The 26,224-nt window shown below is 68.2% G+C and carries 23 protein-coding genes; 12 read left to right on the top strand and 11 right to left on the bottom strand.

Annotation, left to right across the window (positions count from 1 at the left end):
• Window positions 1-31 precede the first annotated feature (31 nt).
• The gene (gene treS, locus M673_RS03625) at window positions 32-2,098 is read right to left on the bottom strand and encodes a maltose alpha-D-glucosyltransferase (protein ID WP_061973644.1); all 2,067 of its coding nucleotides are present in this window, start codon (window positions 2,096-2,098) and stop codon (window positions 32-34) included.
• A gap of 243 nt (window positions 2,099-2,341) precedes the next feature.
• On the opposite strand from treS, the gene M673_RS03630 reads away from it, so the two are divergent.
• Window positions 2,342-4,294 carry a putative bifunctional diguanylate cyclase/phosphodiesterase gene (locus tag M673_RS03630; protein ID WP_061973646.1) on the top strand — a complete coding sequence of 651 codons (1,953 nt, stop codon included), beginning with the start codon at window positions 2,342-2,344 and terminating at the stop codon, window positions 4,292-4,294.
• A 6-nt stretch (window positions 4,295-4,300) separates the two neighbouring features.
• On the opposite strand, the gene M673_RS03635 is transcribed toward M673_RS03630, so the two are convergent.
• Window positions 4,301-5,341 (bottom strand): HD-GYP domain-containing protein, encoded by a 1,041-nt coding sequence (locus M673_RS03635; RefSeq protein WP_061973648.1) that lies wholly within the window; start codon window positions 5,339-5,341, stop codon window positions 4,301-4,303.
• Window positions 5,342-5,570: 229 nt separating this feature from the next.
• Window positions 5,571-5,762: a helix-turn-helix domain-containing protein gene (locus M673_RS24505; protein WP_061973650.1), complete on the bottom strand. Its 192-nt coding sequence runs from the start codon at window positions 5,760-5,762 to the stop codon at window positions 5,571-5,573.
• A gap of 683 nt (window positions 5,763-6,445) precedes the next feature.
• Between M673_RS24505 and M673_RS03645 the strand changes: the two genes are divergently transcribed.
• Together M673_RS03645 and M673_RS03650 are read left to right on the top strand one after the other, a co-directional pair.
• Complete coding sequence (locus M673_RS03645; RefSeq protein WP_061977642.1) at window positions 6,446-7,552, top strand: site-specific DNA-methyltransferase; 1,107 nt, start codon at window positions 6,446-6,448, stop codon at window positions 7,550-7,552.
• A gap of 609 nt (window positions 7,553-8,161) precedes the next feature.
• Window positions 8,162-9,190 carry a LysR family transcriptional regulator gene (locus M673_RS03650; protein ID WP_061973652.1) on the top strand — a complete coding sequence of 343 codons (1,029 nt, stop codon included), beginning with the start codon at window positions 8,162-8,164 and terminating at the stop codon, window positions 9,188-9,190.
• On the opposite strand, the gene M673_RS03655 is transcribed toward M673_RS03650, so the two are convergent.
• Together M673_RS03655 and M673_RS03660 are read right to left on the bottom strand one after the other, a co-directional pair.
• Complete coding sequence (locus M673_RS03655; protein ID WP_061973655.1) at window positions 9,171-9,416, bottom strand: hypothetical protein; 246 nt, start codon at window positions 9,414-9,416, stop codon at window positions 9,171-9,173. The two genes, M673_RS03650 and M673_RS03655, sit on opposite strands and share 20 nt — an antisense overlap.
• Entirely contained in the window at window positions 9,413-9,985 is a 573-nt protein-coding gene (locus M673_RS03660; protein ID WP_244493256.1) for a hypothetical protein, read from the bottom strand. The genes M673_RS03655 and M673_RS03660 overlap by 4 nt, the downstream gene beginning before the upstream one ends.
• A gap of 88 nt (window positions 9,986-10,073) precedes the next feature.
• Between M673_RS03660 and M673_RS03665 the strand changes: the two genes are divergently transcribed.
• Window positions 10,074-10,283: a hypothetical protein gene (locus tag M673_RS03665; RefSeq protein ID WP_148639962.1), complete on the top strand. Its 210-nt coding sequence runs from the start codon at window positions 10,074-10,076 to the stop codon at window positions 10,281-10,283.
• Between the two features lie 6 nt (window positions 10,284-10,289).
• On the opposite strand, the gene M673_RS03670 is transcribed toward M673_RS03665, so the two are convergent.
• Genes M673_RS03670 through M673_RS03680 form a run of 3 tightly spaced genes read right to left on the bottom strand, consistent with a single transcriptional unit; the run spans window position 10,290 to window position 12,290 of the window.
• On the bottom strand, window positions 10,290-10,898 hold the full coding sequence (locus M673_RS03670; RefSeq protein WP_061973659.1) for a DUF1007 family protein: 609 nt from the start codon (window positions 10,896-10,898) through the stop codon (window positions 10,290-10,292).
• Window positions 10,895-11,701 (bottom strand): hypothetical protein, encoded by an 807-nt coding sequence (locus tag M673_RS03675; RefSeq protein WP_148639963.1) that lies wholly within the window; start codon window positions 11,699-11,701, stop codon window positions 10,895-10,897. Before M673_RS03675 ends, M673_RS03670 begins: the two co-directional genes overlap by 4 nt.
• A complete protein-coding gene (locus M673_RS03680) occupies window positions 11,691-12,290 on the bottom strand; it encodes a HupE/UreJ family protein (protein ID WP_061977644.1) in 600 nt (199 codons plus the stop codon). The genes M673_RS03675 and M673_RS03680 overlap by 11 nt, the downstream gene beginning before the upstream one ends.
• Before the next feature lie 746 nt (window positions 12,291-13,036).
• Between M673_RS03680 and M673_RS03685 the strand changes: the two genes are divergently transcribed.
• Both M673_RS03685 and M673_RS03690 read left to right on the top strand, forming a co-directional pair.
• Window positions 13,037-14,341, top strand: a complete 1,305-nt coding sequence (locus tag M673_RS03685) for an alpha/beta fold hydrolase (protein ID WP_374755570.1) — start codon at window positions 13,037-13,039, stop codon at window positions 14,339-14,341.
• 30 nt (window positions 14,342-14,371) lie between these two features.
• Entirely contained in the window at window positions 14,372-15,535 is a 1,164-nt protein-coding gene (locus tag M673_RS03690; RefSeq protein ID WP_061973663.1) for a M24 family metallopeptidase, read from the top strand.
• A 101-nt stretch (window positions 15,536-15,636) separates the two neighbouring features.
• On the opposite strand, the gene M673_RS03695 is transcribed toward M673_RS03690, so the two are convergent.
• Genes M673_RS03695 through M673_RS03705 form a run of 3 tightly spaced genes read right to left on the bottom strand, consistent with a single transcriptional unit; the run spans window position 15,637 to window position 19,440 of the window.
• A complete protein-coding gene (locus tag M673_RS03695; RefSeq protein WP_061977646.1) occupies window positions 15,637-17,892 on the bottom strand; it encodes a xanthine dehydrogenase family protein molybdopterin-binding subunit in 2,256 nt (751 codons plus the stop codon).
• Window positions 17,885-18,943 carry an FAD binding domain-containing protein gene (locus tag M673_RS03700; RefSeq protein ID WP_061973665.1) on the bottom strand — a complete coding sequence of 353 codons (1,059 nt, stop codon included), beginning with the start codon at window positions 18,941-18,943 and terminating at the stop codon, window positions 17,885-17,887. The genes M673_RS03695 and M673_RS03700 overlap by 8 nt, the downstream gene beginning before the upstream one ends.
• On the bottom strand, window positions 18,940-19,440 hold the full coding sequence (locus tag M673_RS03705; protein ID WP_061973667.1) for a (2Fe-2S)-binding protein: 501 nt from the start codon (window positions 19,438-19,440) through the stop codon (window positions 18,940-18,942). Before M673_RS03705 ends, M673_RS03700 begins: the two co-directional genes overlap by 4 nt.
• Window positions 19,441-19,639: 199 nt before the next feature.
• On the opposite strand from M673_RS03705, the gene M673_RS03710 reads away from it, so the two are divergent.
• The 6 genes from M673_RS03710 (at window position 19,640) to M673_RS03735 (ending at window position 26,221) form a co-directional block, all read left to right on the top strand.
• Window positions 19,640-20,236: a TetR/AcrR family transcriptional regulator gene (locus M673_RS03710; RefSeq protein WP_061973669.1), complete on the top strand. Its 597-nt coding sequence runs from the start codon at window positions 19,640-19,642 to the stop codon at window positions 20,234-20,236.
• A 164-nt stretch (window positions 20,237-20,400) separates the two neighbouring features.
• Window positions 20,401-21,507, top strand: a complete 1,107-nt coding sequence (locus tag M673_RS03715; RefSeq protein WP_082639151.1) for a LacI family DNA-binding transcriptional regulator — start codon at window positions 20,401-20,403, stop codon at window positions 21,505-21,507.
• 25 nt (window positions 21,508-21,532) lie between these two features.
• Window positions 21,533-22,588 (top strand): sugar phosphate isomerase/epimerase family protein, encoded by a 1,056-nt coding sequence (locus M673_RS03720; protein WP_061973671.1) that lies wholly within the window; start codon window positions 21,533-21,535, stop codon window positions 22,586-22,588.
• Window positions 22,588-23,733 (top strand): Gfo/Idh/MocA family protein, encoded by a 1,146-nt coding sequence (locus M673_RS03725; RefSeq protein WP_210178632.1) that lies wholly within the window; start codon window positions 22,588-22,590, stop codon window positions 23,731-23,733. The genes M673_RS03720 and M673_RS03725 overlap by 1 nt, the downstream gene beginning before the upstream one ends.
• Entirely contained in the window at window positions 23,718-25,235 is a 1,518-nt protein-coding gene (locus M673_RS03730) for a sugar ABC transporter ATP-binding protein (RefSeq protein WP_061973674.1), read from the top strand. Before M673_RS03725 ends, M673_RS03730 begins: the two co-directional genes overlap by 16 nt.
• Complete coding sequence (locus M673_RS03735; protein WP_061973675.1) at window positions 25,232-26,221, top strand: ABC transporter permease; 990 nt, start codon at window positions 25,232-25,234, stop codon at window positions 26,219-26,221. The genes M673_RS03730 and M673_RS03735 overlap by 4 nt, the downstream gene beginning before the upstream one ends.
• Window positions 26,222-26,224 lie beyond the last annotated feature (3 nt).

Here is a 26,224-nt window from a genome sequence, read left to right on the forward strand (position 1 = left end):
TGGACGCATGGGTGAGGGCTCCGTTATGTTCTCAGAGCGTCGGCAGCGCGCCGACGATGCGCAGCGACAGGCCCTCCAGCGGGTCGAGAGTGATCTTGAGGCGCCCGTCTTCGCCCAGGTCGCCCTCGATCGTCTCGGCGATCATATCCACCACCGGGCCGGGGCGCACATTGGCCAGTTCGATGGTCTCCTCGATCGGGTTCTGGCTGAAGTTGAGCGCCGTCAGCTGCGTGCCGCGCCCGTCGGGCAGCTCGTGCACCATGACGAGAAGGCCGGGGCTGGTGACGTCGGGAATGGCGGTCTGTTTCGCGGCGGCGATGCCATAGGCGTCGCGCACCTGAAGAAGCCGCTTCAGCCGCGAGGCGAAGGAGTCCGGGTTCTCCAGCTGGTCGCAGAGCGAGCCGTAGAGCGAGCGGGCGCGCGGCATGCCGCCCGAGGAGAAGCGGGCGCCCGGCGCGGCATCGATCAGGTCGTAGGCCCCGCGCTCGATCCAGCGCGTGTCGCCATCGCGCATCATGTCCGCCACCTGCTCGGGCTCCAGCGGCAGGGCGCCGACGAGATCCCAGCCCGACAAAGCGAAGACGCCGGGCTGATAGGCGTTGTACATGGCGAGCAGGAGATGCGCTTTTTGGATCTGCGCCAGTTCCTCGTCGCCGATCGTGGAGAGATCGGTGATGCCGAGCGCGGCCGCGACGACGCTCGCCGTGGTGCAGGCGATGCCGTTGGTGACGAAGCGCAGATTGTAGGGCGCCGCCGGCCCGCTGAGCTTCTCGTACATCGTCTCGCGGATATGAGTGCGCAGCGTGCGGCCCTGCCAGGTCTGGCCCTGGAACGTGTAGATGTCGTTGGCGTGCAGGGTCCAGAAATGGACGAGTTCCGTGGTCAGTTCGTCATGGTTCTGCAGCGCGTGGATCAGCGAGGCGGGGTCGATGCCGAACTCGTGCACCATGCGCAGCATCATGCGCAGGAACTCCGTATCGCCGGTGAGCAGCGCGTGCTGATAGGCGGGCCGGGTGATGAAGTCGTAGGAGAGATCCGCCCCGCCCTTGGACATGACGGCGATGTCGTCCACCGTCAGGTTCAACTCCTGGAACGAGAAGCCGCCGGCCTTGCGGATCATGCCGGCCAGAAGCTGGTTGCCGACCACCGAAAGCGGATGGCCTTCCGACCAGGCGGGCCCGTCCGTGCGCTTTTCCACGCCCAGGAAGCCGTTGGCGTCGAGCCGCAGGCCGCGCGCACCCATCTGGTCGATGGAATGCAGCGCGTCGCCGACGATCATCTGCTGCGCGGCGAAGGACGGGTCGAGCCAGTTGAGGCTCGGCTGGCCTTCCTTGAAGTAGTGGAGATAGACCCAACGTCGCGTCGCGCCGTCGACACCGACGATGGGCGGCGTGGCGCTCCAGTCGGTTTCCTTGACGCCCGGCTCGAAGAAGATGACCCGCTGCAACTGGCCGACGATATAGCCTTTCTCGCGCAGGATATCGACGGCTGCGGGCTGTAGGTTCACCGCGTCGCGCCCTTCGGGCACCTCGGGCAGCAGCGCCCAGTCCTCCTCCTGGATCTCCACCATGTGGTAGAGGCCGGGATAGTCGCCGACTTTCATCTCGGCGAGGCGGAAGTCCGCGCCCTTGCCGGTGTGGGCGGGCACGACGTCGTCGATTACCACCGCGTTGTGGGCGGCGGCCATGCGGCTGACGGCGACGAACTCCTCGCTCGTGCCGTAGGCGGGGTCGATGTCGAAGCTGATCCGATCGAAATTGCCGTCGATCGTCGGCGAATAGCGCTCGTCCTTGTAGCCGCCGGCCCGCTTCATCGGGCCGGTGTGGATGCCGCGCACGCCGATGGAGGAGAGCGCCGACCAGAGGCGCTGGTCGCTGAGCGTCGAAAGGACCGACTGCCCGTCGCGCGTGACGATGGAGGCGGGGTAGGCGGTGAACCAGACGGGCGCGACGGCGGAGGCGACGCGCGGGCGCGTTTCGGCATAGGGGCGCTGCCAGAGCCGGCCCTGGCCGCCATACTTCTCGGCGGCGACTTTGGCCTGACGCAGCATCGACATCTCGACAAGCGCTTGAATGGTCTCGTTCATCGGCATCGACATGTGGCGGGTCGTCCCTCGGGTCGGTTCTCTTGACGCGTGGGCCAAACGCGGCCCGGAGGGGAAGTTTCCGCGCAAGCGCGATCTTTCAAGGCCGGACCGGCCGCGCGTTTCGCGCAAGCCGATGTTTTGGCTCCTGCCGGGTCCAGTCGCGCCAACCGAAGCTTTCGCGGCTAAATTTTGGCGGCGAACGAAATTCTTAGGTTTCTCGGCGACAGTGCGGCTCTTGGAACGGGCGGACGAAAGATGGTTCGAAAGCACCTGCGGGAGATGTCGTTCGGCGTTTCCGACCTTCTGGTCGCGAAGCCGCAACTTGACGAGCTGAGCAGGCAGGTTCCGCTTCTCTATGTCCTTCTCAGCGTCAACTCGCTTGCGGTGGCCTATTCGCTGAGCGATTCCGCGCCTTTCTGGCTGACGACGCTGATGCCCGTCCTGCTCGTAGTCGTGTCCGCATGCCGGGTGTTTCTGTGGATGCGCCGCCCGACGCCGCCCGATGCCGCATCCGCAAGGCGTGCGCTGAACCGCATCACCGTGATCGCCGCCATTCTCGCGCTGGCCTTCGTCACGTGGGCGCTCGCGCTCTACAGCTACGGGGTCCGCGAGGAGCGGGCGCATATCGCGGTGTTCATGGCCGTTACCATGATCGGTTGCATTTTCTGTCTGATGCATCTGCCGCAGGCGGCCCTGGCCGTCACGGCGGTCGTCACGATTCCCTACATCGCCTACAGCCTGTACGAGAAGAATACCGTCTTCGCCGGAATCGCCTTCAACACCCTGCTCGTCATGTTGGTGATGATCCGCGTTTTGATGAACAATTTTCGGGGCTTCCGCGAACTCGTCCATTCCAAGGAGGAGATGGAGCGTCTCGGGCGCGAGAACCTCATTCTCGCCAATACCGACAATCTGACGGGCCTGTCGAACCGGCGGCTCTTCTTCGCGGAACTCGCGCGGATGCTGGAGGGGGCGGAGAACACGCAAGGCTTCGTCGCGGTCGGCCTTCTCGATCTCGACCGGTTCAAGCCGATCAACGACACGCATGGCCATGGAGTTGGAGACCGGCTTCTGGAGGCGGTCGCCCAACGGTTGAGCCAGGTTCAGTGGGAGGTGCCCGACCTCGTGGTCTCGCGCCTTGGCGGAGACGAGTTCGCTTTCGTCGGCCCCCTCGACAAGCGCTCGGCGGAGGCAGTCGGCGTCCGCTTGTGCGAGGCGCTGGCCCAGCCCTTCGAACTCGACGATCTGGTGCTGACGCTGGGGGCCTCCTGCGGGGTGGCGCTGTCGACCGACGCCAGCGGCTCGGCGCAGGAGCTTTTCAACCGGGCCGATTATGCGCTCTACCAGAGCAAGAAGAACTCCCGAGGCCAAGTGTGCCTTTATACGCTCGACCACGAGCGGGAAATCCGCTCGGAGGAGGCGCTCGAGCGCGCGCTGAGCACGGCCGATCTCGAAGCGGAAATGCAGCTGCATTTCCAGCCCGTGGTGCATTTCGACACCGGCGCCGTCCAGTTCGTGGAAGCGCTGGCCCGGTGGAACAGCCCGATCCTCGGGCCGGTGCGCCCCGATCTCTTCATCGCCGCGGCCGAGCGGATGGGCCTGATCCACGACCTGACACTGGTCCTGTTCCGCAAGGCGGTGGCGGCACTCGGCCAGCTGCCCGAGTGCGTGAACCTGTCGTTCAATCTCTCCGCGCAGGACGTGACCAACCCGCCGACCGTCCTCAACCTCGTCTCGATCGTGCGCCAGTCCGGCGTCGATCCCCGCCGCATCATGCTGGAACTGACCGAGACGGCGGTGATGCGCGACTTCCGGCAGGCGGACCAGTCGGTCACGCTCCTGCGCTCGCTCGGCATGGGCATCGCGCTGGACGATTTCGGAACCGGCTATTCCAGCCTCAGCTACCTGCATCGGCTGCCGATCGATAAGATCAAGATCGACCGCAGCTTCGTGCATGCGCTGCAGGACCAGTCGGGCCACGATCTGCTGCGCTCGATCCTCATGCTGTGCCAGAGCATGACGCTGGAATGCGTCGTCGAGGGCGTGGAGACGGTGGAGCAACTGGCGACGCTGCGCGAACTCGGCGCGCGCGCCTTCCAGGGCTACCTCTTCGCCAAGCCCATGCCGATGGACGCGCTTCTCGCCTGGATCGATGCGGACGAGCCCGAGGTCGCTCGGCCGGCCCGGCACGCCGCGCAGACCGTCTGACGCCTGCTAAGGGCGCGGGTCCGAATAGCCGTTCACCGCCTTGGACGCTTGGGCGTCGGGCATCTCGATGCGCAGGTCGAGCGGGATCGTTTCCTCGTAGCCGAGGCAGCGCGCGAAATCGGCCAGCAGCGGCATGTCGAGATGGCCCTCCCATTCGAACATGCGCGTCAGCGCTTCCTGCGGCGTCCAAGCCTTCCGATAAGGGCGGATCGAAGTCACCGCGTCGTAGACGTCGCAGATCGTGGACAGGCGCACCGGCCGGCTGATCTCTTCGCCGGCGATCCGATCGGGATAGCCGGTGCCGTCCAGTCGCTCGTGATGATGGCGGCAGATGTCCAGGATCATGTCGGGCATGTCGGGATGGGCGGACAGGATGCGATGCCCTTCGCCCGGATGTGCCTGGATCAGCTCCCGCTCCTGCTCGGTCAGGCCAGAGGGCTTCAGCAGCACGGAGGCGGGGATCGAGACCTTGCCGAGATCGTGCAACAGGCCCGCCATGCCGAGAAGCTGCAGGTCCTCGGTCTCCAGTTCGAGATACCGCCCGAAGCGCAGCATCAGCGCGCTGACGGCGATGGAATGAAGATAGGTGTAGGCGTCGGTGGACTTGATGCGCGTCAGCCCGATCAGCGCCGTGGAACTGCCGGTGAGAGACGTCAGGATCCCCTGGGTCACCGACAATGCGATTCGGGGGTCCGGCGTGCGGCCCATGCGGGCGCTGCCGAACAGGCGGCCCATCGCCCGCCTGCAGTTGCGCACGGTCATCTCGGCCAGCCGCTGCTGATCGAAACCCGCCGAGGGGCGGGGCTCCGCCGTGTCCGTCGGGCGCTGGACGGCACCGGGCTTGCCCACCTCGCCGCTCGCGTCCATTCCCGATTTGGCGTCGTCGATCAGCACGCCGGACACCGCGCTCGCGCGCAGGCGCGCCAGATCGCCGGGCTTGTTCAGGAGGAAGTTGGTCCGCCAGAACGGATGATCGGCCCAGCTTCCTTCGAAGCCGATGATGAACATTCCCAGTTGGGCGTCCTGCGGGCGAATGAGTTTCAGCATTGGGGGACACATACTTGGGAAGACTTACGATCTCCGCTTTTCGAGCGGGTCGATACCAAGAACTACATGCGGGGCGAACGCGCGGCTGTACAGGGCATTTTGTCGCATTTGGGACGGATTGGCCATGCTCGGGTCAGCTTGAAACTCCGAGAGCGCTTTTCCCGAAGGCTGGTTCGGCGTTTCCGATTTCGTAAGAAAAATGTGTTTCACGTGAAACGTCGTGTCGTCCTCAGTCCAGCAGGTCGCTCGGCTTGACCCGGAAATGCTGCGCCAGCGCTCGCAAGGCCTTGGGTGGGATTTCGGCGCGACCGTTCTCGATCGCCTGCAGAAGCGGGGCAGGAAGGCCTGTGGAGCGGGACACGGTCTCGATCGTGTCGCCATCCGTGGTGCGCAGACGACGGACATTGTCGGGAAGCGCCATGGGATCTCCTCGATCATTGGGGCGCGGCTCGGCTTCGCCGGCAGCAGGGTTCCAGATAGGCAGCCCGTTCAAGAGCCAGCGGTCCGAAGATGGCGTTCGGCCCATGAGGTGCGCAGCCTGCATGGACCTCAGGTTTCGGGTCGAACCGGCCCGGATTTGGCGGGGCGAGGCGCTGAGGTCAAGATCGGCTTTTGATCGACCGATAATCGCGACTTTCGAAGAGAGAAGTTGGCGGGCGGGACACCAGTCTCGATCGGAAAGACCAGCGTGAGGCATGAGTTGCCGATCTCCAGCTCTTGTTCGGCAGTCTTGGATCGGTCCCCGAACCCCCTGCTTCCTCGTGCCGAGCCTCGCGTGCGGGGTTAACGTCTGTACCGACATGAACCACCCCATACCGTCGCAACGACACGATTCCCGCCCGATGCAGCCCGATGGGCTGGTTTTGAATCGTAAGCGGAACGAGTTCTTAACCCTCTTCGGTAACCATGTTGTCTGAGGGTCGGCGGCGGATATCGGCTGCCTTTCGTGTTTTGCGTTGATGAGTGGGGGACGCCATGTCCAGGGCTGGAACGGTTCGGGTTTCTCGTTCGGGGACTTTGGCGGAGACGGGCGTTGGGCCCAGCGCAGGAGCCGGGGTGACGGCTCGTGGCGCCGGGCCGCTCGCCCTTCGCGCGCCGGGGGCACTGTCCCCCACTGGTGCGCCGGACTGGCTCGACACCATCATCAAGGGCGACTGCGTCTCGCGCATGGCCATGCTGCCCGCCGGCAGCGTCGACGCCATCTTCGCCGACCCTCCCTACAATCTCCAGCTCGGCGGCGATCTCACCCGCCCCGACCAGTCGCGCGTCGATGCGGTCACCGAGGAGTGGGACCGGTTCGAGAGCTTCGAGGCCTATGACGCCTTCACGAGAGCCTGGCTGCTGGCCGCCCGCCGGCTGTTGAAGCCGAGCGGCACGATCTGGGTGATCGGCTCCTACCACAACATCTTCCGCGTCGGCGCCATCATGCAGGATCTGGGCTTCTGGATGCTGAACGACATCGTCTGGCGCAAGACCAACCCGATGCCGAACTTTCGCGGCCGGCGCTTCCAGAACGCCCACGAGACGATTATCTGGGCCTCGCGCTCGGCCGAGGCCAAGAGCTACACGTTCAACTACGACGCCATGAAGGCGGCCAACGACGACACGCAGATGCGCTCGGACTGGCTGTTTCCGATCTGCTCGGGCGCCGAGCGGCTGCGCGCCGAGGACGGGGTGAAGGTGCACCCGACGCAGAAGCCCGAAGCGCTGCTCGCCCGCGTGATCCTCTCCTCCACCAAGCCGGGCGACGTGGTGCTTGATCCGTTCTTCGGCACCGGCACGACCGGGGCGGTGGCCAAGCGCCTGGGCCGGCATTTCGTCGGCATCGAGCGCGAGGACAGCTATATCGAGGCGGCGGCCGAGCGCATCCTGGAGGTCGAGCCGTTGTCGCCGGAAGCGCTCGCGACCAACGCGGGCAAGCGGGCCGAGCCGCGCGTGCCGTTCGCGGCGCTGCTCGACATGGGGCTGGTGCAGCCGGGCGCGGAGCTGACCTGCGCCAAGGGCCGGCACCGGGCGCATGTGCAGGCGGACGGGACGGTGCGCTGCGCGGTGGGCGAGCCGGCCTCGATCCACAAGATCGGGGCGCGGGTGCAGGGGCTGGAGGCGTGCAACGGCTGGACCTTCTGGCATGTGCGCGAGGGCACGCGGCTCACCCCGATCGACGCGCTCAGGCAGACCGTGCGCGACGCCATGGCCAAGGCGGGGCTGTAGGATTCTAGAACCCGGGACAAATCCTGCCGGGGTCGGCTGGGCGGGTTCTTGGCCGCTCCCGCGGTCGCGAATGCTTAAGCTGAGCCATTGGCATCACTCAGGGCTCGCTCTTTGTGAGCTTCCCAAAGTCTTGCGCGCATCTTCCGCCCTCAGGTCTTGCCCCGATCTCTGAGGCAACGCTCCCTTATAGAGAGAGCCGCATCGTACTTCGCTTTCGATAGCAGAGCGCAGCGCCTTGGAGCGCCGAGTTCGGGGAATTGAAAACCTCCCGTTGATCTCGCCCGGTCGCCGGGCGGATCGCAACGCAGCTCCCTGGGCCGAGCAGTCTATCGCCAGTCTACGATGCTTCGAAGCTCCCACTGACATCGGCAAGCCGACTGCTTGGCTGCCTGTCTTCCACCTCCCGATCGGCATCCATTCCGCGACGAAACGCCTCATGCCGCTCGCTGCGCCTCTGCCGCAACGTCAGCCTGTCTTAGCCTAATCGCCTTCGTGGCTGCTGAAGACAAGGCGCGTCCGATTTGACACGGAGGCGTTCTTTCCCGCATTTCCAAGGCGGGATCGGCGTCCGTCTGGGTCGGGCGATATGAGGGAGACGACGTTTCGATCATGCTTGAGCGTCTCGGCTCCGAGCCGAACATTCCCGCCGTCGACCGCTCTCCGCTCGATGTCGCCGGTCTTCTGTCCCGCCCGATCTGGAAGGAACTTCGCACCTTCCTGGCGGTGGCCAAGAGCCGGTCCTTCGCGGAAGCTGCGGTAATGCTGAACACGAGCGGGCCGACGGTCAGCCGCGACGTGAAGCGGCTGGAATCGCAAATCAACGCGCAACTCGTGGTTTCCAGCCATTCCGGCATCACGCTGACCGAGCAGGGGCGGGGGCTGGCGATGGACCTCGCCGATCTCGACTTCAAGCTTCACACGCTCTCGTCCAATATCGGGCGCGAAAAGACGGAGCTTGCGGGCACGGTGACGATCAGCGTCACCTCCGGCCTGTCGGTCGCCTTCGTGGCGCCGGCGGTGATGCGGCTCGGCGCGCGCTATCCCAACATCGCTGTGGATCTGAAGGACCAGATTTCCTTCGTCGATTTCAACAAGAACCAAGCCGAGATCATGCTGTCCATGGCGCCGCTGCCGCGCAGCGACGTGACCTCGCGCGAGGTCGGCACGCTGCATCTCATTCCCGTCGCGCACCGCCGCTATATCGAGGCGCAGGGCGTGCCGAGCCTGTCGCGCCTCGGTCAGCACCGTTTCCTGCAATGCAGCTACTACACGGCGGCGGGCGATCCCTGGGAGCGTTGGCGCGAGATCGTCCGCGCCGGGCTTCCCGCCCATAGCGCGGCCAATTCGCTGGCTTACTACTCCTTCGCCAAGAGCGGGATGGGTGTGGCGTTGCTGGGCAACTACGTGCTGATCGACCCGGATTTCGTGCCGATTGACCTGAACGTCCACATTCCCATCAAGCTCTATCTCGTCGCCCTGACGGACCGGCTTCGCTCGCGGCCCGTGCGCGCGGTGTTCGACTGGCTGGCCGGGACCATTGCGGACAATCCGATGTTCGCGCGCGAGCTGACCCTCCAGCCGACCCGCTCGGCGCCGGAAAACGATTTTCGCGCCTTTTTCAATCTGCCCTTGCTCTAGCCTCCCGCGTCCGCCGGTTCACCTCGTCGGCAATGTCGATATAGGCGTTGCCGACATCTTCCAGGAACGAGCTGAAGTCGGGCGGCAGGGCGCTGGAGTCGGACAGGAGCCGCAGCACCATTTCGGTGTGCATGCGCAGGCGGTTGACGATTTCGACCTGCGTGTGGGCGATGGTGAAGTCGGTGTCGAAGACCCGCAGCGCGTCGTTCTTGGGCGCGGCGCTCATTCGAAATCGCTCGGCCGATCCCAGTCGCCTTCCACCCGGAGAAGCAGCGCGCTGTCGGCGTCCATCGTGATCGCCTTGTCGTGCGGCTTCAGCGTACCGACGACGGTGATGTAGGGTTCGGAATGTCCCAGAATATAAGCCGGCTTATCGTCCAGCGCCTCGAAGCCGAAGAGCTTGGTCCAGAGCTTGGTCAGGCGCGGTTCGGACTGCGTCATGACCTTCGAATAGCCCTTGCGGGCGACATGCTCGAAGGTCGCCTGGATGCAGCGCTTGATGACGAAGGGGTTGCGCGCCTTCTCGCGAAAGCAGGTCCGCTCGTATTTGGCAAAGCCCGCGAACCAGCGGATGCGCAAGGCGCCGATCGGCTCCTCGTCGTCGTAGAAGACGAAATGCGTGGCCTGATTGTCGTTGCCGTCGAACACGAAGCGGGAGGGAACGTCCAACTCGTGCACGAAGCAGATGCTGCGCAGGATCGTGATGTCCCGCATATGGTCGGCGCTCGTCGCGATCACCGCGCGCAGGCTGTTGCTGCCGGGGCGGGGAGCGCTGGAAGTCGGGGAAACGGACATGATATCGTCTCGTTCGTTGCGTGACCCCAATCGTGCCAAAGACATGCGCTTGGTCGGAAGCATCAAGATTTTGAAGGGCGTTTCAAATATGAACGACTTCGACGTGCTGGAGCAGCGCTACGTCCAACTGGCGGTGGAAGGCGTCGGCCTGTTCGGCGACGACCCCGCCGAGATCCGCCGCCATATCGACCGGGCGCTGTCTGGCTGGAGCGAGGCCGATCGCCGGCGGCTGCGCGAGCTTCTGGCGATCAAGACCAGCGCGCCGGCGCAGATGGGGCCGGGCGAGAGCCTGTGCTGAGCCGGATCAGTCGCAGGCGACGCTGACCTCCTGCGGAATCACGAGCCCGTCGAAATAGGCGTCCGCCGGCTTGGAGGCGATCACCGCGCGGCAGCTTTCCGCCCCTTCGCCGCGAAGGAGGATCGGCTCGCCCGCCGCCAGCGCCGCGCCCACGGCATAGTCGGGGTCCTTGATCTCCACGCCGATTCGCGCCGTCTTCGGCGCCAGTGGCTGGGGCAGGCGCAGGCCGAAGGAAAAGGTCACGCGCCCGTTCGCCACTGCTGCCTTGAAGCCGAAAGGCTCGGGAACCGGAACGCTTTCGCCGTTCACCGTCAGGAAGGTGAAATAGTGGATGGCCGACAGGCGCGCGAAGGTCTCGTCGCGGATCGCCCCGCTTTCCGCCTCGCTGAAGGTCCCGTCGTTGTTCTCGTCGTAATCGGCCAGAAGCTGCGCGCTGAAGGTTTCGTCGAAGGTCCAGCTTTCGCCGAGCCCGGTGATCGCCGAGCCCTCGAAGTTGAACAGGAGATGGCAGTCCATCGTGATGTCGGGATGGGCCGCTGCCGGCGCGGCCGACAGCAGGGCGGCAACCAGGCCCAACGCCAGCGCGCGGAGGCGGATCGAAGCGCCTTGTCTCATGGCGGCGATCCCTCGCGAAACGGCATCGCCGGGCGCGCGCCTTGCGGAAACAGCTCCTCGGCGGCCGGCCCGGCGAACGGGTTCGGCCGGGGCGCCGACGGCCCGGGCAGGGCGGGGGCCGGCGAGGGCGCAGGCGGCGGCGGGGGCGCGACCGCGCGGCGCGGCGGCACGGTGGAGGCCGCGCCGTAGAGAAGCCCGATCGCCAGCAGCCAGCTTCCCAAGATGCGCGCGCCGATCGGCGCCCAGCGCGGGCGAAAGGCGCGGACGGTGAGGGTGACGGCGAGCAGAACCCAGGCGCCGGCCAGCGCGCCGATCGGCCCGACGCGGGGGTCGTAAAGCGTCGGGTCCGTCAGGCGCATCGCGGCCATGTGGAGAAAGCCGAGAAGCGCGGCAACGGGGAGCGCGAGCGCCGGCCGCAGCCGGCTCGGCGCCAGAAGCGCCAGCCCAGAGGCGACGGCCGCCACGGGGCCTGCGAGAAACAGGTGCTCGGCCGCATGCGGCACCGGCGCCATCAGGGCGATGAACAGGCGATGCCCCTCCCAGCCCGCCGCGGCGCCAACCGCGAAGGCGGCGAGCGACAGCGCGAGGCCGAGCGCGGGCACCAGCGCCAGCGCGACGCCGAGCCCGGCGAGCGGCAGGACGCGCTCGAAGCCGAGCGCGCCGACCAGCACCCATCGCTCCAGCATGTCGCCGCCGGCGCTGTTGCGCAGGGTGAGCCACGCCACGACGCCGCCCCCGAGAAGGAGCAGCGCCGGCCCGGCCCAGCGGGCGCGGGGTGGTGCGAGCCGAGGCTCAGGCGGCAAGGAAATAGCCGCCGCCCAGCGTAATCATGAGGCCCAGCGCGCGGGCGATGCGCCCGTGCATCGGCCGCTCCAAGGCAAGGCCGACACCGATGCCGAGAAGATGGATGAGGCCGGTCGCCAGCACGAAGCCGATGGCATAATCCGCCGGATCGGCCGCGTTCGGCAGTTCCGCGCCATGCGCATAGCCGTGGCAGATGGCGAAGACCGAGATCAGCGCCAGCGCCGCCCATTCCGGCGGCTTCCAGGCGCAGGCGACGGCAAGACCCAGCGCCACCAGCGACAGGGCGATGCCGATCTCGATGCCCGGCAGCGCGATGCCGGAAATGCCGATCACTCCGCCCAGCACCATGATGAGCGGAAAGGTGACGGGCAGAGTCCAGACCGAGCGCCCGCCCATCTGCGCGCCCCAAAGGCCGACCGCGAACATGGCGAGGAAATGGTCGGCGCCCGTCAGCGGATGCTCGAAGCCGCTGCCGAAGCCTCCGGCATTGCCCTGGAGGATATGGGCCTCGGCGACGCCGGGAAGCGCCAGCGCGAGCGCGGCGGCGATCAGGGCGGCGGATGCGAAACCGGAAAAATTGGGACGCATGGACACTCGCAAGAGTTTGGGCGCGGGCTGGTGAAAGCGCGGCGCGCCGGGATGCGATTCGGACAAAGGCCCGCCACCCTATCACGAGAAAGGGAGCGGCCCGTGACCTCGATTCCCGCCGATCGTGGCGGAAACGGGACGAAGGCTTGGGAGTCGGTTCGAAAACGCGGGCGGGATGGGCTTATGGGCCTGTTGCCTCGTCGCCTCAGCGACAGGGCCTGGGCCTCGCCTATCGACATGCGCATCGGCTTGCATTTCCCGAGTTGAATGCCTCGTGGGCTGCGAGACGCTCTCTAATCCTCCGGGCTGCCCTGATGCCGAACAGTCCTTGAAGGGGAACCTGCGGGTGGGAGCGTCACATCTTCACCGGTCCTCTCCTCGCGAAGGCCCGCTCTTTGGCCACACATCCCGTCATAGGTCCGCCAACTCGCGAGGCGTCGGCTGGCGGGTCCTCCATGGTCGGCAGAGTCGCCAATGCGCTTTCGCTCCACTCCTCACCTCTCGACGCGCCTATCCCCCGCCCGCAAGTCCTCTTCTGCGCCCCAGAGCACCAGCTTGTTTTCGCCTCGGTCGAAAAATCCTTGGCAGCCCCGGCCGCGAAGGCGCTATCAGGAGCGCCGTGACCGACAAGGGCGAAAGCCGAGTCGGTTTCAGGGCCGCAGAGGCGCTGCCCTTCGGGGCGGGACCTGTCCCGGTTCGCCGGCTTCGAGCCCGAACGGCCGAGAGAAGAAACGGAGCGTCTTGTGATCCTGTCCGACACCGTGATCCCCGGAATGCGCCTTCGCGACCATCGCGTCGCCGTGCCGCTCGACTGGAGCCGGCCGGAGGGCGGGCCGACGATCGAGATCTTCGCGCGCGAGGTCGTGGACCCCTCGCGCGACCGCGAGGCCGATCTGCCCAGGCTCCTGTTTCTCCAGGGCGGGCCGGGCGGCAAGTCGCCGCGCCCGGCGGGCGGCGGGCCGTCCTGGCTGAAGGAGGCGCTGAAGACGCATCGCGTCATCCTGCTCGACCAGCGCGGAACGGGGCGCTCCAGCCGGATCGAAGGCGCCGACATGGCACGCTTCGCCGGCGCCGAGGCGGCGGCCGACCATCTCTGCCTGTTTCGCGCCGACAGCATCGTGCGCGACGCCGAGCATCTGCGCAAAACCGTCTTCGGCGGCGGCAAGTGGGAAACGCTCGGCCAGAGCTATGGCGGCTTCATCACCATGAGCTACCTGTCCTTCGCGCCCGAAGGCCTGTCCGCCTGCTATGTGACGGGCGGCCTGCCGGGGCTTCGGACCGGGGCGGAGGAGGTCTATCGCCGCACCTTCCCGAGGGCGCGAGAGAAGACCCGGCGCTATTACGAGCGCTACGAGGGGGACCGCGCGCTGGTCGGTCGCGTCGCGGATTTGCTGGAGGCCGATGACGTGCGCCTGCCGGATGGCGACCGGCTCACCGCGCGCCGCCTTCAGATGCTGGGCTTCGACTTCGGCATGGGGCCGGGCTTCGAGAACGTCCATTGGCTCTTCGACGAGGCGTTTTCCGACAGCGGCCAAACGCGCCTGTCCGACCATTTCCTCGCCGCCGTCGAGGGACTGACCGGGTTCGCCGGCAACCCGCTCTATGCCGTCTTGCAGGAATGCATCTATGCGCAAGGGGAGGGGGCGACGGGCTGGGCGGCGGAGCGCGTGTCGCGTGCCCATCCCGACTTCGCGCCGGGCCATCGGCCGCTGCTCTTCCCCGGCGAGATGATCTATTCCTGGATGTTCGGCGAAATCCGCGCGCTGCGCCCTTTCCAGGCGGCGGCCGAGGCGCTGGCGGCCAAGACCCACTATCCGCCGTTGGTGGACACGGCGCGCCTTGCCGCCAGCGACGTGCCGCTCGCGGCGGCGGTCTATTTCGACGATCTCTATGTCGATGCCGGGCTGTCGATCGAGACCGCCGCCGCGCTCGGCAATGCCCAAACCTGGATCACCAACGAATACGAACATGACGGGGTGCGCGCTTCGCCCGCCGTCTTCGCCCGCCTTCGCGACATGGTGCGCGATCGCGGCGGCCCGCTCGCTTCCTGACCCTTGGTCCCGACCCCTGGACGAATGCCCATGCTTCCCTTTGCTTCCTGGTCCCACCCCGTTCCCCGCATCACCGAGGCCGAGCGCCTCGACCGGCTCCAGCGCCTGCGCGCGGCCATGGCGGCGGCGGGCGTCGCCGGCCTGCTGCTCGGGGCGACCGAGAGCCTTCGCTATTTCACCGGCTTCGTCTGGCACGCGAGCGAGCGCTTCTGCGGCGCGCTGGTGACGCGCGATCGCCTCGTCTATCTCGTGCCGGGCTTCGAGGTCTCGCGCTTCGAGACGCTGCCGCATCTGCCCGGCGACTGCGCGCCCTGGCAGGAGGACGAGGAGCCCGCCGCCCTGGTGGCCGACCTCGTCGGCCCCTCCGGCACGCTGGCGCTGGACGAGCAGATCCCGCTCTTCGTCTACCACCGGCTGGCTGGGGCGATGGGCACGGATCGCCTTCGCGACGGCGGCCCGCTCGTGTCGGCCTTGCGCATCCGCAAGTCGGCGGCCGAGATCGACCTGATCCGCCATGCGATGGGCATCACGCTGGAGGTGCAGGCGCGCGCGTTCGACGCCATGCGCCCCGGCGTGCGCGCCTCCGAGATCGTGGCGCTGATCGACGCCGAGCACCGCCGCATGGGCGCCGACGGTGGCTCGACCTTCGCCATCGTGTCCTTCGGCGCGGCGACGGCCCTGCCGCACGGGGCCGAGGGCGATCAGGTGCTGAGCGCGGGCGACCTCATCCTGGTGGACACGGGCTGCCGCCTCGACGGCTACCATTCCGACCTCACCCGCACCTACATGATCGACGATCCCGAGCCGGAGATCGCCCGCATCTGGGCGATCGAGCGCGAGGCGCAGGAGGCGGTATTCGCAGCCGCCCGGCCGGGCGTCGCCTGCTCGGCGCTGGACGAGGCGGCGCGACGGGTTCTTGCCGCGCACGGGCTCGGGCCGGACTACCATCTGCCCGGCCTGCCGCACCGGGCCGGCCACGGGCTCGGGCTGGAGATCCACGAGGCGCCCTATATCGTGCGCGGCAACGGCCGGGTTCTTGAGCCCGGCATGTGCTTCTCGATCGAACCGATGATCGTCCTGCCCGGCCGCTTCGGCATCCGGCTGGAGGATCATGCCCATGTGACACAGAGCGGCGCCGACTGGTTCACCCAGCCGCAGGCCTCGCTCACCGATCTCGGCGTGACGCGCGGCTGATCGGGGGAGGGCAGGGGGGCCGATCCCCCATGCCCGCCGCCGCTCTTGTCCAGCCCCATCAAAGCCCCCGCAACGGCGCGCTGCCGTTGCGGGGGAAAGCCTCAGTCGAGGAGGTCGGCCAGCGAGATCGGGAAGCGGCGGATGCGCTTGCCGGTCGCGTGCCAGATCGCGTTGGCGACGGCGCCGCCCGTGCCGGTGATGCCGATCTCGCCGACGCCCTTGATGCCGAGCGCGTTGACATGCGCGTCGTCCTCGTGAACGAGGATCGTCTCCAGCGAGGGCACGTCGGCATTCACCGGGATGGGGTATTCCGCGAGATCCGCGTTCATCACGCGGCCCGAGCGGCGGTCCGTCACGGCGTGCTCGTGCAGCGCGAAGGAGACGCCCCAGATCATGCCGCCGAAGAGCTGGCTCTGCACCAGCTTCGGATTGATGACCCGCCCGGCCGCGAACGCCCCGACGAGGCGCGTCGCGCGGATCTGGCCGAGATCGGGATCGACCTTCACCTCGGCGAAGACCGCGCCGTGGGCGTGCATGGCATAGGCCTCCTGCGCCGCGCCGTCGGCCGCCGCCTCGCCCTCGGCCTCGATCTTGGCGAGACCCGCCCGCTCCAGAATCGCGGTGTAGGGCTCGCCCCGGCTTTCGTCGTCCCGCCGCAGGAGCTTTCCCTCGCGCGCGATCGTGCCGACATTGCCGGCGCCATAGAGCGGCGAGCGCTCGTCGCTCACCGCGAGTTCGGCGAGCTTCTCGATCACGGCGAGGCCCGCCTTGTGCAGCGCCATGCCGGCCGTCGCCGTGTGGCCCGAGCCGCCGGCGATGCCGGCATCTGGCAGGTCCGACGTGCCGGCGCGGAACTCCACCTCGTCCATGCCGAGGCCGATCGCGTCGGCGCCGATCTGGGCGAGCGCCGTCCAGGCGCCCTGGCCCATGTCGTGCGCGCCGGTCTCGATCAGCCCCGTGCCGTCGCGCCGGATCGTCGCACGCGCCTTGGCCTGGAACATCAGCGCCGGGAAGGTCGCTGTGCCCATGCCCCAGCCGACCAGCAGCCCCGCCTCGTCGCGCATCTGGCGGGCTTGCTGCGGCCGCTTCGACCAGCCGAAACGCTCCGCCCCCTGCCGGTAGCATTCGCGCAGGGCCTTGGAGGAGAAGGGCTTGCCGGAGATCGGCTCGACTTCGGCATAGTTCTTCAGGCGAAAGGCGAGCGGGTCCATGCCGGCGGCCTCGGCCGCCTCGTCGATGGCGCTTTCCAGCGCGATCGAGCCCGTCGCCTCGCCGGGCGCGCGCATGAAGAGCGGCGTGCCCGTGTCGAGGCGCACCACGTCGTAGCTCGTGCGGATGGCGGGACTGGCATAAAGCGTGTGGGCGACGTCGGCGGCCGGCTCGAAGAAGTCGTCGAACGTGCTGGAGGTGGTGCGCGTGTGGTTCTCGATCGCGGTGAAGCGACCGTCCTCCGCCATCCCCAGCCGAATGCGCTGGCGCGTCGGCGCGCGGTGGCCGACCGGGCCGAACATCTGCTCGCGGCGCAGCACGAGCTTCACCGGGCGGCCGGTGAGGCGGGCGGCGAGGATGCCGAGAATCTGCGGCCCTGCGGGAAAGCCCTTGGAGCCGAAGCCGCCGCCGAGGAACGGGCTGCGGATGCGGATGTTCTCCGGCGCAATGCCGAAGAGGCCGGCGATGCGCCCCTGCGCCATGGCGAGGCCCTGGCTCGGCATGTCGAGCGAGAGCGTGTCGCCGTCCCATTGCGCCACGACGCAATGGGGCTCCATGGCGTTGTGATATTGCGCGGGGGTTTCATAGGTCGCGTCCACCCGCCGCGCGGCTGAGGCGAGGCCGGATTCGACATCGCCCGTTTCGGCGAAGGCTGGGTTGCCGACGCCGACCGACTGCGGCGCGAAGCTCTCCGCCCCGTCGAGTCCGGTGCGGGCGGGCTCCGCCTCGTAGCGGGGCGCGAGCAGCATCGCGCCCTCGGTGGCCGCTTCCAGCGTTTCGGCGATCACCACGGCAATCGGCTGGGTGGGGTAGCGCACGCGGTCGTTCTGCAGGAGGTCCAGCCGGAACATGAACGGATTGGACTTCTCGTCGGGGTCGGTGGCCAGCGCCGGCCGGTTGGCGCCGGTCATCACCTCGACCACGCCGGGATGGGCGCGCGCCGCCGCCTCGTCCAGAAAGGTGACCCGGCCGCGCGCGATCGTGCTGGTCGCCACCACGGCATAGAGCATGCCTTCGGGATGGTTGTCGGCGGCATAGGTCGCCGCGCCCGTCACCTTCAACACGCCGTCGCGCCGGGTCAGCGGCTGGCCGATATTGGAGCCGTGCCGGGCCCGGCGGCCGCTTTCGCTCAAGAGGGTCTCAGACATGGACGACACCTGCGGGAAGGGGAGCAAAGGGGGAGGCCGGCAGGGCGGGCAAGCGCTTCGGCGTGCCGGCGGCGGCCATGGTGAGCGCCCGCACCACGATGCGTCGGGCGAGCTCGATCTTGAAGGCGTTGTCGCCGGAGGGGCGGGCCTCGGCCAGCGCCGCCTCGGCCACGCGGGCGAAGAGCTCGCGACCCGGCGATTGGCCAGCGAGCAGCGCTTCGGCTGCCTCCGCCCGCCAGGGCTTCAGCGCCACGCCGCCGAGCGCGAGGCGGCCCGAGCGGATCGTACCGCCCTCCATCTCCAGCATGGCGGCGGCCGAGACCACGGCGAAGGCATAGGAGGTGCGCTCGCGCACCTTGAGATAGCGCGAATGGGCGGCGAAGCGCCCGGCCTCGGGCGGCAGGGTGAGGGCGAGGATCATCTCGCCCGGCGCCAGCACGGTTTCGCGCTCTGGCGTCTCGCCGGGCAGGAGGTGGAAGTCGGCGAGCGGAACCGTGCGCCGCCCGCTCGGCCCCTCGATCTCCACCAGGGCGCCCAGCGCCGCCAGCGGCACGCAGAAGTCGGACGGGTGCGTCGCGATGCAGCTTTCGCTCCAGCCAAGCACGGCATGGGAGCGGTTTTCGCCCTCCCGCGCGTCGCAGCCGCTGCCGGGCTCGCGCTTGTTGCAGGCGCTGGCCGTGTCGTAGAAATAGCGGCAGCGCGTGCGCTGGAGGAGATTGCCGCCGGCGGTGGCGACATTGCGCAGCTGCGCCGAGGCGCCCGACAGAAGCGCTTCCGCCACGGCCGGATAGAGCCGGGCGAAGTCGGGATGGTGGCCGAGATCGGCGTTGCGCACCAGCGCGCCGATCCGCATTCCGCCGCCCGGCAGCGCCTCGACGGCGGAGAGCCCCTCCAGATGCGTGATGTCGACGAGGCGACCGGGCCGCGTGATGCCGCCTTTCATCAGATCGAGAAGATTGGTGCCGGCGGCGAGATAGGCCGCGCCGGGCTCGGCCGCCGCCACGACTGCCTCGGCCACGCTTTGCGGGCGCACATAGTCGAACCGGTTCATGCCGCCTTCTCCCGCTCGGATTCGGCCAGGGTGGCTTGCGCCTCCAGCACCGCCTCGGTGATGCCGGCATAAGCGCCGCAGCGGCAGAGATTGCCGCTCATGCCCTCGCGCACCCGCTCGGGATCGTCGCCTGCCTGGCCCTCGTTGATGAGGCCCACCGCGCTCATGATCTGGCCGGGCGTGCAGTAGCCGCACTGGAACCCGTCATGCGCGATGAAGGCCGCCTGAACGGGGTGCAGCGCGCCGTCGGGCGCGGCCAGACCCTCGATCGTGGTGATCTCCGCGCCGTCGAGGCTGAGCGCCAGCGACAGGCAGGAATTGATCCGCCGGCCATCGACCAGAACGGTGCAGGCCCCGCACTGGCCGCGATCGCAGCCCTTCTTGGTGCCGGTGAGGTCGAGGCGCTCGCGCAGGAGATCGAGCAGCGTCACGCGCGGATCGTCGATCTCGATCGCCCGCCTTTCGCCGTTGATCGTCAAATGGATGGTCGGGTTCATGCTGTCCCCCGTTCAGTGATATGTCGATGCGAAAATTCGAGGACGCGCCGCTGCCGCAGGATCGGGCGGGAGGGGCGGATCGTTGCGAAGGGCGGAAGCGGAAGCGGGGTGTCTGACTTTAGCCCTCGGTCCGCCCATGCCATCAGATTATACGGAGGCATCCTCCGTTTTCAAGAGTCGAGGAGTTCTAAACAAGGAAATGGTCTGCGAGGCGAACAAGGCAACGCGAAAACCCCGCGCGGATTCGCTCAAGAACCGCGAGCGGCTGCTCGTGGCCGCGGCGGAGGTGTTTCGCGCCGGCGGGGCGGGGGCGAGCCTCGAGGCTGTGGCGCGCACGGCGGGCGTCGGCATCGGCACGCTCTATCGCCATTTCCCGACGCGCGAAGCCCTGTTCGAGGCGGTCTACCGCCGCGAGATCGACCAGCTCTCCCTTTTGGCCGAGACGCTGGCGAGGGACGAGGCGCCGGTGCCGGCTCTGCGGCGCTGGCTCCATGCCGGGGTCGGCATGGTGGCGACCAAGCGCGGCATGCTGTCCGCGCTCGCCATCGCCATGGACGGCGCCACCGATCTCCAGGCCTATTCGCTCCAGCATCTGACGCGCGCCATCGCCCTGCTACTGGCCCGCGCCGTCGCTTCCGGCGCGATCCGCCGTGACATCGGCCCCGAGGACCTGCTGCAGACGCTGATCGGCCTTTGCCTCATGGGCAAGCAGCCGGGCGGGGAGGCGGGCACGATCCGGCTGATCGACGTGTTCGTGGACGGGCTTCACGTGTCGGCGGAGGGCGGCAGGGCCTAGGGCCGGTCGATTGCCACTTGCCGCCTACCGCCCGGCGAGGGCCCGCTCCCGGCATCTGTCTTCCCGTCTCGCCCGGCGGAAAGGGACTGGCGGACATTGCCTGATGGAAATTGATTGACGTCTGTCAGCGCGCCTCCGATAGTCCGGTCGGGAGGAAATCATCCATGCGAAGCCCCACGTTGCACGACGTGGCGCGCAGCGCTGGTGTCAGCTATTCGACCGCCGACCGCGTTCTGAATGGACGTGGCGGTGTGGCGGAGAAGTCTGCCCTGCGCGTCCGGCACGCCATCGAGGCGCTCGGCTATGTCCGGGACATCCATGCCGCGAATCTGTCGCGCCGGCGCAGCTATCGCTTCCGTTTCTTCCTGCCGCGCGGCGACCATGGCTTCTTCTCCGTGCTGCGCGAGACGCTGGAGCGCGAGGCCGGCGCCCGCGCCGCCGAGCGGCTCGACGTCACCTGCCGCGACGTGCCGGCGCTGGACGCCAAGGCCCTGGCCGAGGAGCTGAGCCGTATCGAGGCGGGGGACTGCGACTGCGCCGCCGTGGTCGGCGCCGATTCGCCCTATCTGACGGCCGCGATCGCGCGGCTCCGGTCCATCGGCGTTCCCGTGGTCACGCTGGTTTCCGACACGGCGGACGAGGTTCGCAGCCTTTATGTCGGCATCAACAACCGCATGGCCGGGCGCACCGCCGGCCGGCTGATGCGCATGGCCCACCGCGCTAGGGCGGGCCGCATCCTCATCGTTCTCGGATCGCTCAGTGCGCGGGACCATCGCGACCGGCTGGAGGGCGCGCGCGAGATCATGCAGGCGCCCGGCTCGAAGCTCGACCTCCTGCCGCCGATCGAGGTGCGGGACCGGCCCGAAACCATGCGCGAGCGCCTGGGAGAGGCGCTGCGGCAGGATTCGGGGATCACCGGCCTCTACTCGATCGGCGCCGGCAACCGCGCCCTGGTCGGGCTGTTCGAGGGGCTGGAGGGGCCGCGCCCCTTCGCCGTGCTGCACGAGCTGACGCCGCTCAGCCGCGCCGCACTGGAGGGCGACCTGATCGACGCGGTGATCGACCAGAAGCCGGCCGAGGAGATCGCCCGCGCGCTGGACGCCATGCGCGCCATCGCGGACGGCCGGCCGCCGCCGCCGACCGACATCGTGCCCACGATCTATCTCAAGGATAATCTTCCCGGCGCCGGCCGGGGGGGTAATCTTCCCGGCACCGGCCGGGGGGCAATCTGCCCGGCGCCGGCCGGCCGGCGTCTTGGGCAAGCGACTTAACGACAGGCATCACGGGGAGAACGGGATGAAGACGATCAAGGGGCCGGGGCTTTTCCTGGCGCAGTTCGCGGGCGATGCGGCGCCCTTCAACTCCTGGGACGCGATCACCAAATGGGCGGCCGACTGCGGCTATGCCGGCGTGCAGGTGCCGACCTGGGACGCAAGGCTGATCGACCTCGCGAAGGCCGCCAAAAGCCGCGACTATTGCGACGAGTTCAAGGGTGTCGCGCGCCAGAACGGCGTCGATGTCACCGAACTCTCCACCCATCTTCAGGGCCAGCTCGTCGCCGTCCACCCCGCCTATGACGAGGCCTTCGACGGTTTCGCCGCGCCCGCCGTGCGCGGCAATCCCAAGGCCCGGCAGGAATGGGCCGTCGAACAGGTGAAGCAGGCGCTGACCGCCTCGCGCAACATGGGGATCGACGCGCACGCGACCTTCTCCGGCGCGCTCGCCTGGCCCTTCGTCTACCCTTGGCCGCAGCGCCCGGCGGGCCTCGTGGAAACCGCCTTCGACGAGCTCGCCCGCCGCTGGCGGCCGCTCCTCGACCATGCCGAGGAATGCGGCGTGGACGTCTGCTACGAGATCCATCCCGGCGAGGATCTGCACGACGGCGACAGCTACGAGATGTTCTGGGAGCGCACCGGCCGGCACGCGCGGGCCTGCATGCTTTACGACCCCTCGCACTACGTGCTGCAGTGCCTGGACTATCTCGACCATATCGACATCTACAAGGATCGTATCCGGATGTTCCACGTGAAGGACGCCGAGTTCAATCCGACCGGGAGGAAGGGCGTCTATGGCGGCTTCCAGCCCTGGATCAACCGCGCCGGCCGCTTCCGCAGTCCGGGCGACGGACAGGTCGATTTCGGCGCGATCTTCTCCAAGATGGCAGCCAACGACTTTTCCGGCTGGGCCGTGGTGGAATGGGAATGCTGCCTGAAGCATCCCGAGGACGGCGCGCGCGAGGGCGCGGCCTTCGTGCGCGACCACATCATCCGTGTCACCGAGCGGGCCTTCGACGATTTCGCCGGCGGGGGCACCGATGAGGTCGCCAACCGTCGCATGCTGGGGATTTCGTGATGGCGCCGCGCATCAGGCTGGGAATGGTCGGCGGCGGCAAGGACGCCTTTATCGGCGCGGTCCACCGCATCGCCGCGCGCATCGACGGCGAGTTCGAGCTGGTGGCGGGCGCCCTGTCCTCCACCCCCGAGCGCTCGCGCGAGAGCGGCCTGGCGCTGGGGCTCGACCCCGAGCGCTGCTATGCCGGCTTCGAGGAAATGGCGGAGGCGGAGGCCGCGCGCCCCGACGGGATCGAAGCGGTGTCGATCGTCACGCCGAACCATGTCCACGGCGCGGCGGCGGCGGCGTTTCTCAAACGCGGCATCCATGTGATCTGCGACAAGCCGCTGACCGCCACCATGGCCCAGGCGGCCGAGCTTGAAGAGGCGGTGCGCGCTTCCAAAGCCCTGTTCCTCCTCACCCACAACTACACCGGCTATCCCCTGATCCGGCAGGCGCGCGAGATGGTGGCCTCGGGCGCGCTCGGCCAGCTGCGCATCGTGCAGGTCGAATACGCGCAGGACTGGCTCACCGAGGCGAGCGAGGGAACAGGCACCAACAAGCAGGCGGAATGGCGCACCGACCCCGAGCGCTCGGGCGCCGGCGGCTCGATCGGCGACATCGGCACCCATGCCCACAATCTCGCCTGCTTCGTCACCGGCCTGAAGGTCGAGCGCCTGTCGGCCGACCTGCAGAGCTTCGTGCCCGGCCGGCGCGTGGACGACAACGCCCATATCCTCCTGCGCTTCGAGGGCGGGGTGCGGGGCATGCTCTGGTGCAGCCAGGTCGCGGTCGGCTGCGAGAACGCGCTGCGGCTGCGCGTCTTCGGCGACAAGGGCGGCCTGGAATGGGCGCAGGAGGAGCCGAACCACATGTGGTTCACCCGCTTCGGCGAGCCCAAGCAGCTGCTGACCCGGCGCGGCGCGGGCGCGTCGGAGGCGGCCAACGCCGTCAGCCGCACGCCGGGCGGCCATCCCGAAGGCTATCTGGAAGGCTTCGCCAACCTTTATGTCGGCGCGGCGAGCGCCATTCGCGCGGCGGGCGAAGGGCGGCGCGATCCCGTGCTGGACGTGCTTCCGGGTCTCGAAGCCGGCTTGTCCGGCATGCGCTTCATCGACGCCTGTGTGCGCTCCTCGGGCGGGGATGCGGCATGGGTCACGCTCTAGCCCCCCCGGTTCTGGAGCTGAAAAGGGTCGGCCGAAGCTTCGGGCCGATCCAGGTCCTGCACGGCGTCGATATCCAGCTTCGGCCCGGCCGGGTCCATGCGCTGATCGGCGAGAACGGCGCCGGCAAGTCCACGATGATGAAGATCCTGGCGGGCTACCAGCCCGCCACCAGCGGCGAGGTTCGGCTGGACGGCCAGCCCGTCACCTTCGCGGGGATGGACGAGGCCGAGCGGCTGGGCATCTCGATGATCCACCAGGAGTTCAACCTCGCCGACCAGCTCACCGTCGAGCAGAACATCTTTCTCGGCCGCGAGTTGAAGCGCGGCTGGCTGCTCGACAAGCCGGCCATGCGAAAGCGCGCCCGCGAACTTCTCGACCGGCTGGAATGCCGCGCCGGCACCGACCGCGTGGTCTCCACGCTTTCCAATTCCGACAAGCAGATGGTGGAAATCTCCAAGGCCATGCTGCGCGAGACGCGGGTTCTCGTCATGGACGAGCCGACCGCCGTGCTCACGAGAGCCGAGACGGCGATCCTCCTGCGCCAGGTGCGGGCGCTGCGCGAGGCGGGAACCGCCGTGCTCTTCACCTCGCACAAGCTGGACGAGGTGGAGGAGATCGCCGACGATCTCACCATCATGCGCGACGGGCGCGTGGTCTGGAGCGGGCCGGCCGGCGAGATGGACCAGCACGCCATGGCCAACGCCATGGTCGGGCGCGAGATGTCGGACCTCTTCCCGCCCAAGACCGGGCAGCCGGGCGAGGTGGTCCTCTCAGTGCGAGACTTCGCCGTGCCCGGCTTTTCCCAGGACATCTCCTTCACCCTGCGCCGGGGCGAGATTCTGGGCGTCGCCGGGCTGATCGGCTCGGGCCGCACCGAGACCTTCGAGGGGCTCTGCGGACTTCGCCCGGCGCGCGGCGCGGTGGAGGTCTTCGGCCGCCCGGCGCGGATCGAGCAGCCCTGGGCCGCCCAGGTGCTCGGCCTCTGCTATCTCACGGAGGACCGCAAGTCGCGCGGCCTCCTCCTGCGCAAGGGCATGCGCGAGAACCTGACGCTCCAGGCCCTGTCGCGCTTCGACCGGGGGCTGATCGACACCGGGGCCGAGGAGCGGGCGCTGACGGAAGCCATCCGGGATTTCGACATTCGCGGCCATCGCGGCGCGCTGGTCGGCAATCTCTCGGGCGGCAACCAGCAGAAGCTGCTCTTCGCCAAGGTGCTGCTCGCCGAGCCGCGCATCCTCGTCATCGACGAGCCGACGCGCGGCATCGACATCGGCACCAAGCAGCAGATGTACGGCTTCATCCGCCGGCTCGCCTCGGAGGGACGGGCCATCGTGGTGATCTCGTCGGAAATGCAGGAGGTGATCGGGCTGGCGGATCGCATCCTGGTGATGCGCCACGGCCGGATCACCGGCGAACTCGGGGCGGACGCCACCGAGGACGCCATCGTCAAGCTGGCCATGGGCGTCGCGCCCCTGCGCACCGAGGGGGAGACCACCGCATGAGCGAGACCACAGCCAAGGCGCCGCGCCGCATCGCCATGAGCGTGGTCGGCCCGATCCTGGCGCTGATCCTCCTGGTGGTCGCCGGCGCCCTGATGAACCCGAACTTCCTCGCCTTCGACAATGTCACCAACGTCCTGGCGCGCTCGGCGTTCATCGGCATCATCGCGGTCGGCATGACCTTCGTCATCACCGCCGGCGGGCTCGACCTCTCGGTCGGCTCCATGGCGGCCTTCATCGCCGGGCTGATGATCCTCGTCATGAACAAGGCGCTGCCGGGGCTCGGCGTCGGCGTGCCCATCGTGCTTCTCGGCATGGGCGTGGCGCTGCTCGCGGGGCTCGCCGCCGGCCTTCTCAACGGGCTCCTCATCACCAAGCTCGGCATCGAGGCCTTCATCGTCACGCTCGGCTCGATGGGCATCTATCGAAGCCTCGTCACCTGGCTCGCCAATGGCGGCACGCTGTCGCTCGACTTCAGCCTGCGCTCCTTCTACCAGCCGGTCTATTACGGCGGGGTGTTCGGCATCACCTGGCCGATCATCGTCTTCGCGGTGGTGGTGGTCGTGGGCGAGGTCGTCATGCGCTCCACCGCCTTCGGTCGGCACTGCGCGGCGATCGGCTCCAACGACCAGGTGGCGCGCTATTCCTCGGTGCGGGTGGCCCGCGTGCGGCTCGCGACCTACGCGGCGCTCGGCCTGCTCGTGGGCGTCGCCACCATCATGTACGTGCCGCGCCTCGGCTCGGCCTCGTCCGCCACCGGCCTTCTCTGGGAGCTGGAGGCGATCGCCGCCGTGATCATCGGCGGCACGGTGCTGAAGGGCGGCTTCGGCCGGGTCTGGGGCACGGTGATCGGCGTCCTGATCCTGTCGCTGATCGGCAATCTCCTTAATCTCACGGACTTCGTCTCGCCCTATCTGAACGGCGCGATCCAGGGCGCCATCATCGTTCTCGCTGTGGTGCTGCAGCGTGAAGGCAAAGCCGGCGCATAAGTC

The organism is Aureimonas sp. AU20, assembly GCF_001442755.1.
Taxonomy (GTDB): domain Bacteria; phylum Pseudomonadota; class Alphaproteobacteria; order Rhizobiales; family Rhizobiaceae; genus Aureimonas.

Bases quoted from the DNA above. Each gene is read 5' to 3' on its own strand.
- treS (WP_061973644.1), bottom strand. From the start codon at position 2,098: ATGTCGATGCCGATGAACGAGACCATTCAAGCGCTTGTCGAGATGTCG.
- M673_RS03630 (WP_061973646.1), top strand. From the start codon at position 2,342: ATGGTTCGAAAGCACCTGCGGGAGATGTCGTTCGGCGTTTCCGACCTT.
- M673_RS03635 (WP_061973648.1), bottom strand. From the start codon at position 5,341: ATGCTGAAACTCATTCGCCCGCAGGACGCCCAACTGGGAATGTTCATC.
- M673_RS24505 (WP_061973650.1), bottom strand. From the start codon at position 5,762: ATGGCGCTTCCCGACAATGTCCGTCGTCTGCGCACCACGGATGGCGAC.
- M673_RS03650 (WP_061973652.1), top strand. From the start codon at position 8,162: ATGCTTGAGCGTCTCGGCTCCGAGCCGAACATTCCCGCCGTCGACCGC.
- M673_RS03655 (WP_061973655.1), bottom strand. From the start codon at position 9,416: ATGAGCGCCGCGCCCAAGAACGACGCGCTGCGGGTCTTCGACACCGAC.
- M673_RS03660 (WP_244493256.1), bottom strand. From the start codon at position 9,985: ATGTCCGTTTCCCCGACTTCCAGCGCTCCCCGCCCCGGCAGCAACAGC.
- M673_RS03665 (WP_148639962.1), top strand. From the start codon at position 10,074: ATGAACGACTTCGACGTGCTGGAGCAGCGCTACGTCCAACTGGCGGTG.
- M673_RS03670 (WP_061973659.1), bottom strand. From the start codon at position 10,898: ATGAGACAAGGCGCTTCGATCCGCCTCCGCGCGCTGGCGTTGGGCCTG.
- M673_RS03680 (WP_061977644.1), bottom strand. From the start codon at position 12,290: ATGCGTCCCAATTTTTCCGGTTTCGCATCCGCCGCCCTGATCGCCGCC.
- M673_RS03690 (WP_061973663.1), top strand. From the start codon at position 14,372: ATGCTTCCCTTTGCTTCCTGGTCCCACCCCGTTCCCCGCATCACCGAG.
- M673_RS03695 (WP_061977646.1), bottom strand. From the start codon at position 17,892: ATGTCTGAGACCCTCTTGAGCGAAAGCGGCCGCCGGGCCCGGCACGGC.
- M673_RS03700 (WP_061973665.1), bottom strand. From the start codon at position 18,943: ATGAACCGGTTCGACTATGTGCGCCCGCAAAGCGTGGCCGAGGCAGTC.
- M673_RS03705 (WP_061973667.1), bottom strand. From the start codon at position 19,440: ATGAACCCGACCATCCATTTGACGATCAACGGCGAAAGGCGGGCGATC.
- M673_RS03710 (WP_061973669.1), top strand. From the start codon at position 19,640: ATGGTCTGCGAGGCGAACAAGGCAACGCGAAAACCCCGCGCGGATTCG.
- M673_RS03715 (WP_082639151.1), top strand. From the start codon at position 20,401: ATGCGAAGCCCCACGTTGCACGACGTGGCGCGCAGCGCTGGTGTCAGC.
- M673_RS03720 (WP_061973671.1), top strand. From the start codon at position 21,533: ATGAAGACGATCAAGGGGCCGGGGCTTTTCCTGGCGCAGTTCGCGGGC.
- M673_RS03725 (WP_210178632.1), top strand. From the start codon at position 22,588: ATGGCGCCGCGCATCAGGCTGGGAATGGTCGGCGGCGGCAAGGACGCC.
- M673_RS03730 (WP_061973674.1), top strand. From the start codon at position 23,718: ATGGGTCACGCTCTAGCCCCCCCGGTTCTGGAGCTGAAAAGGGTCGGC.
- M673_RS03735 (WP_061973675.1), top strand. From the start codon at position 25,232: ATGAGCGAGACCACAGCCAAGGCGCCGCGCCGCATCGCCATGAGCGTG.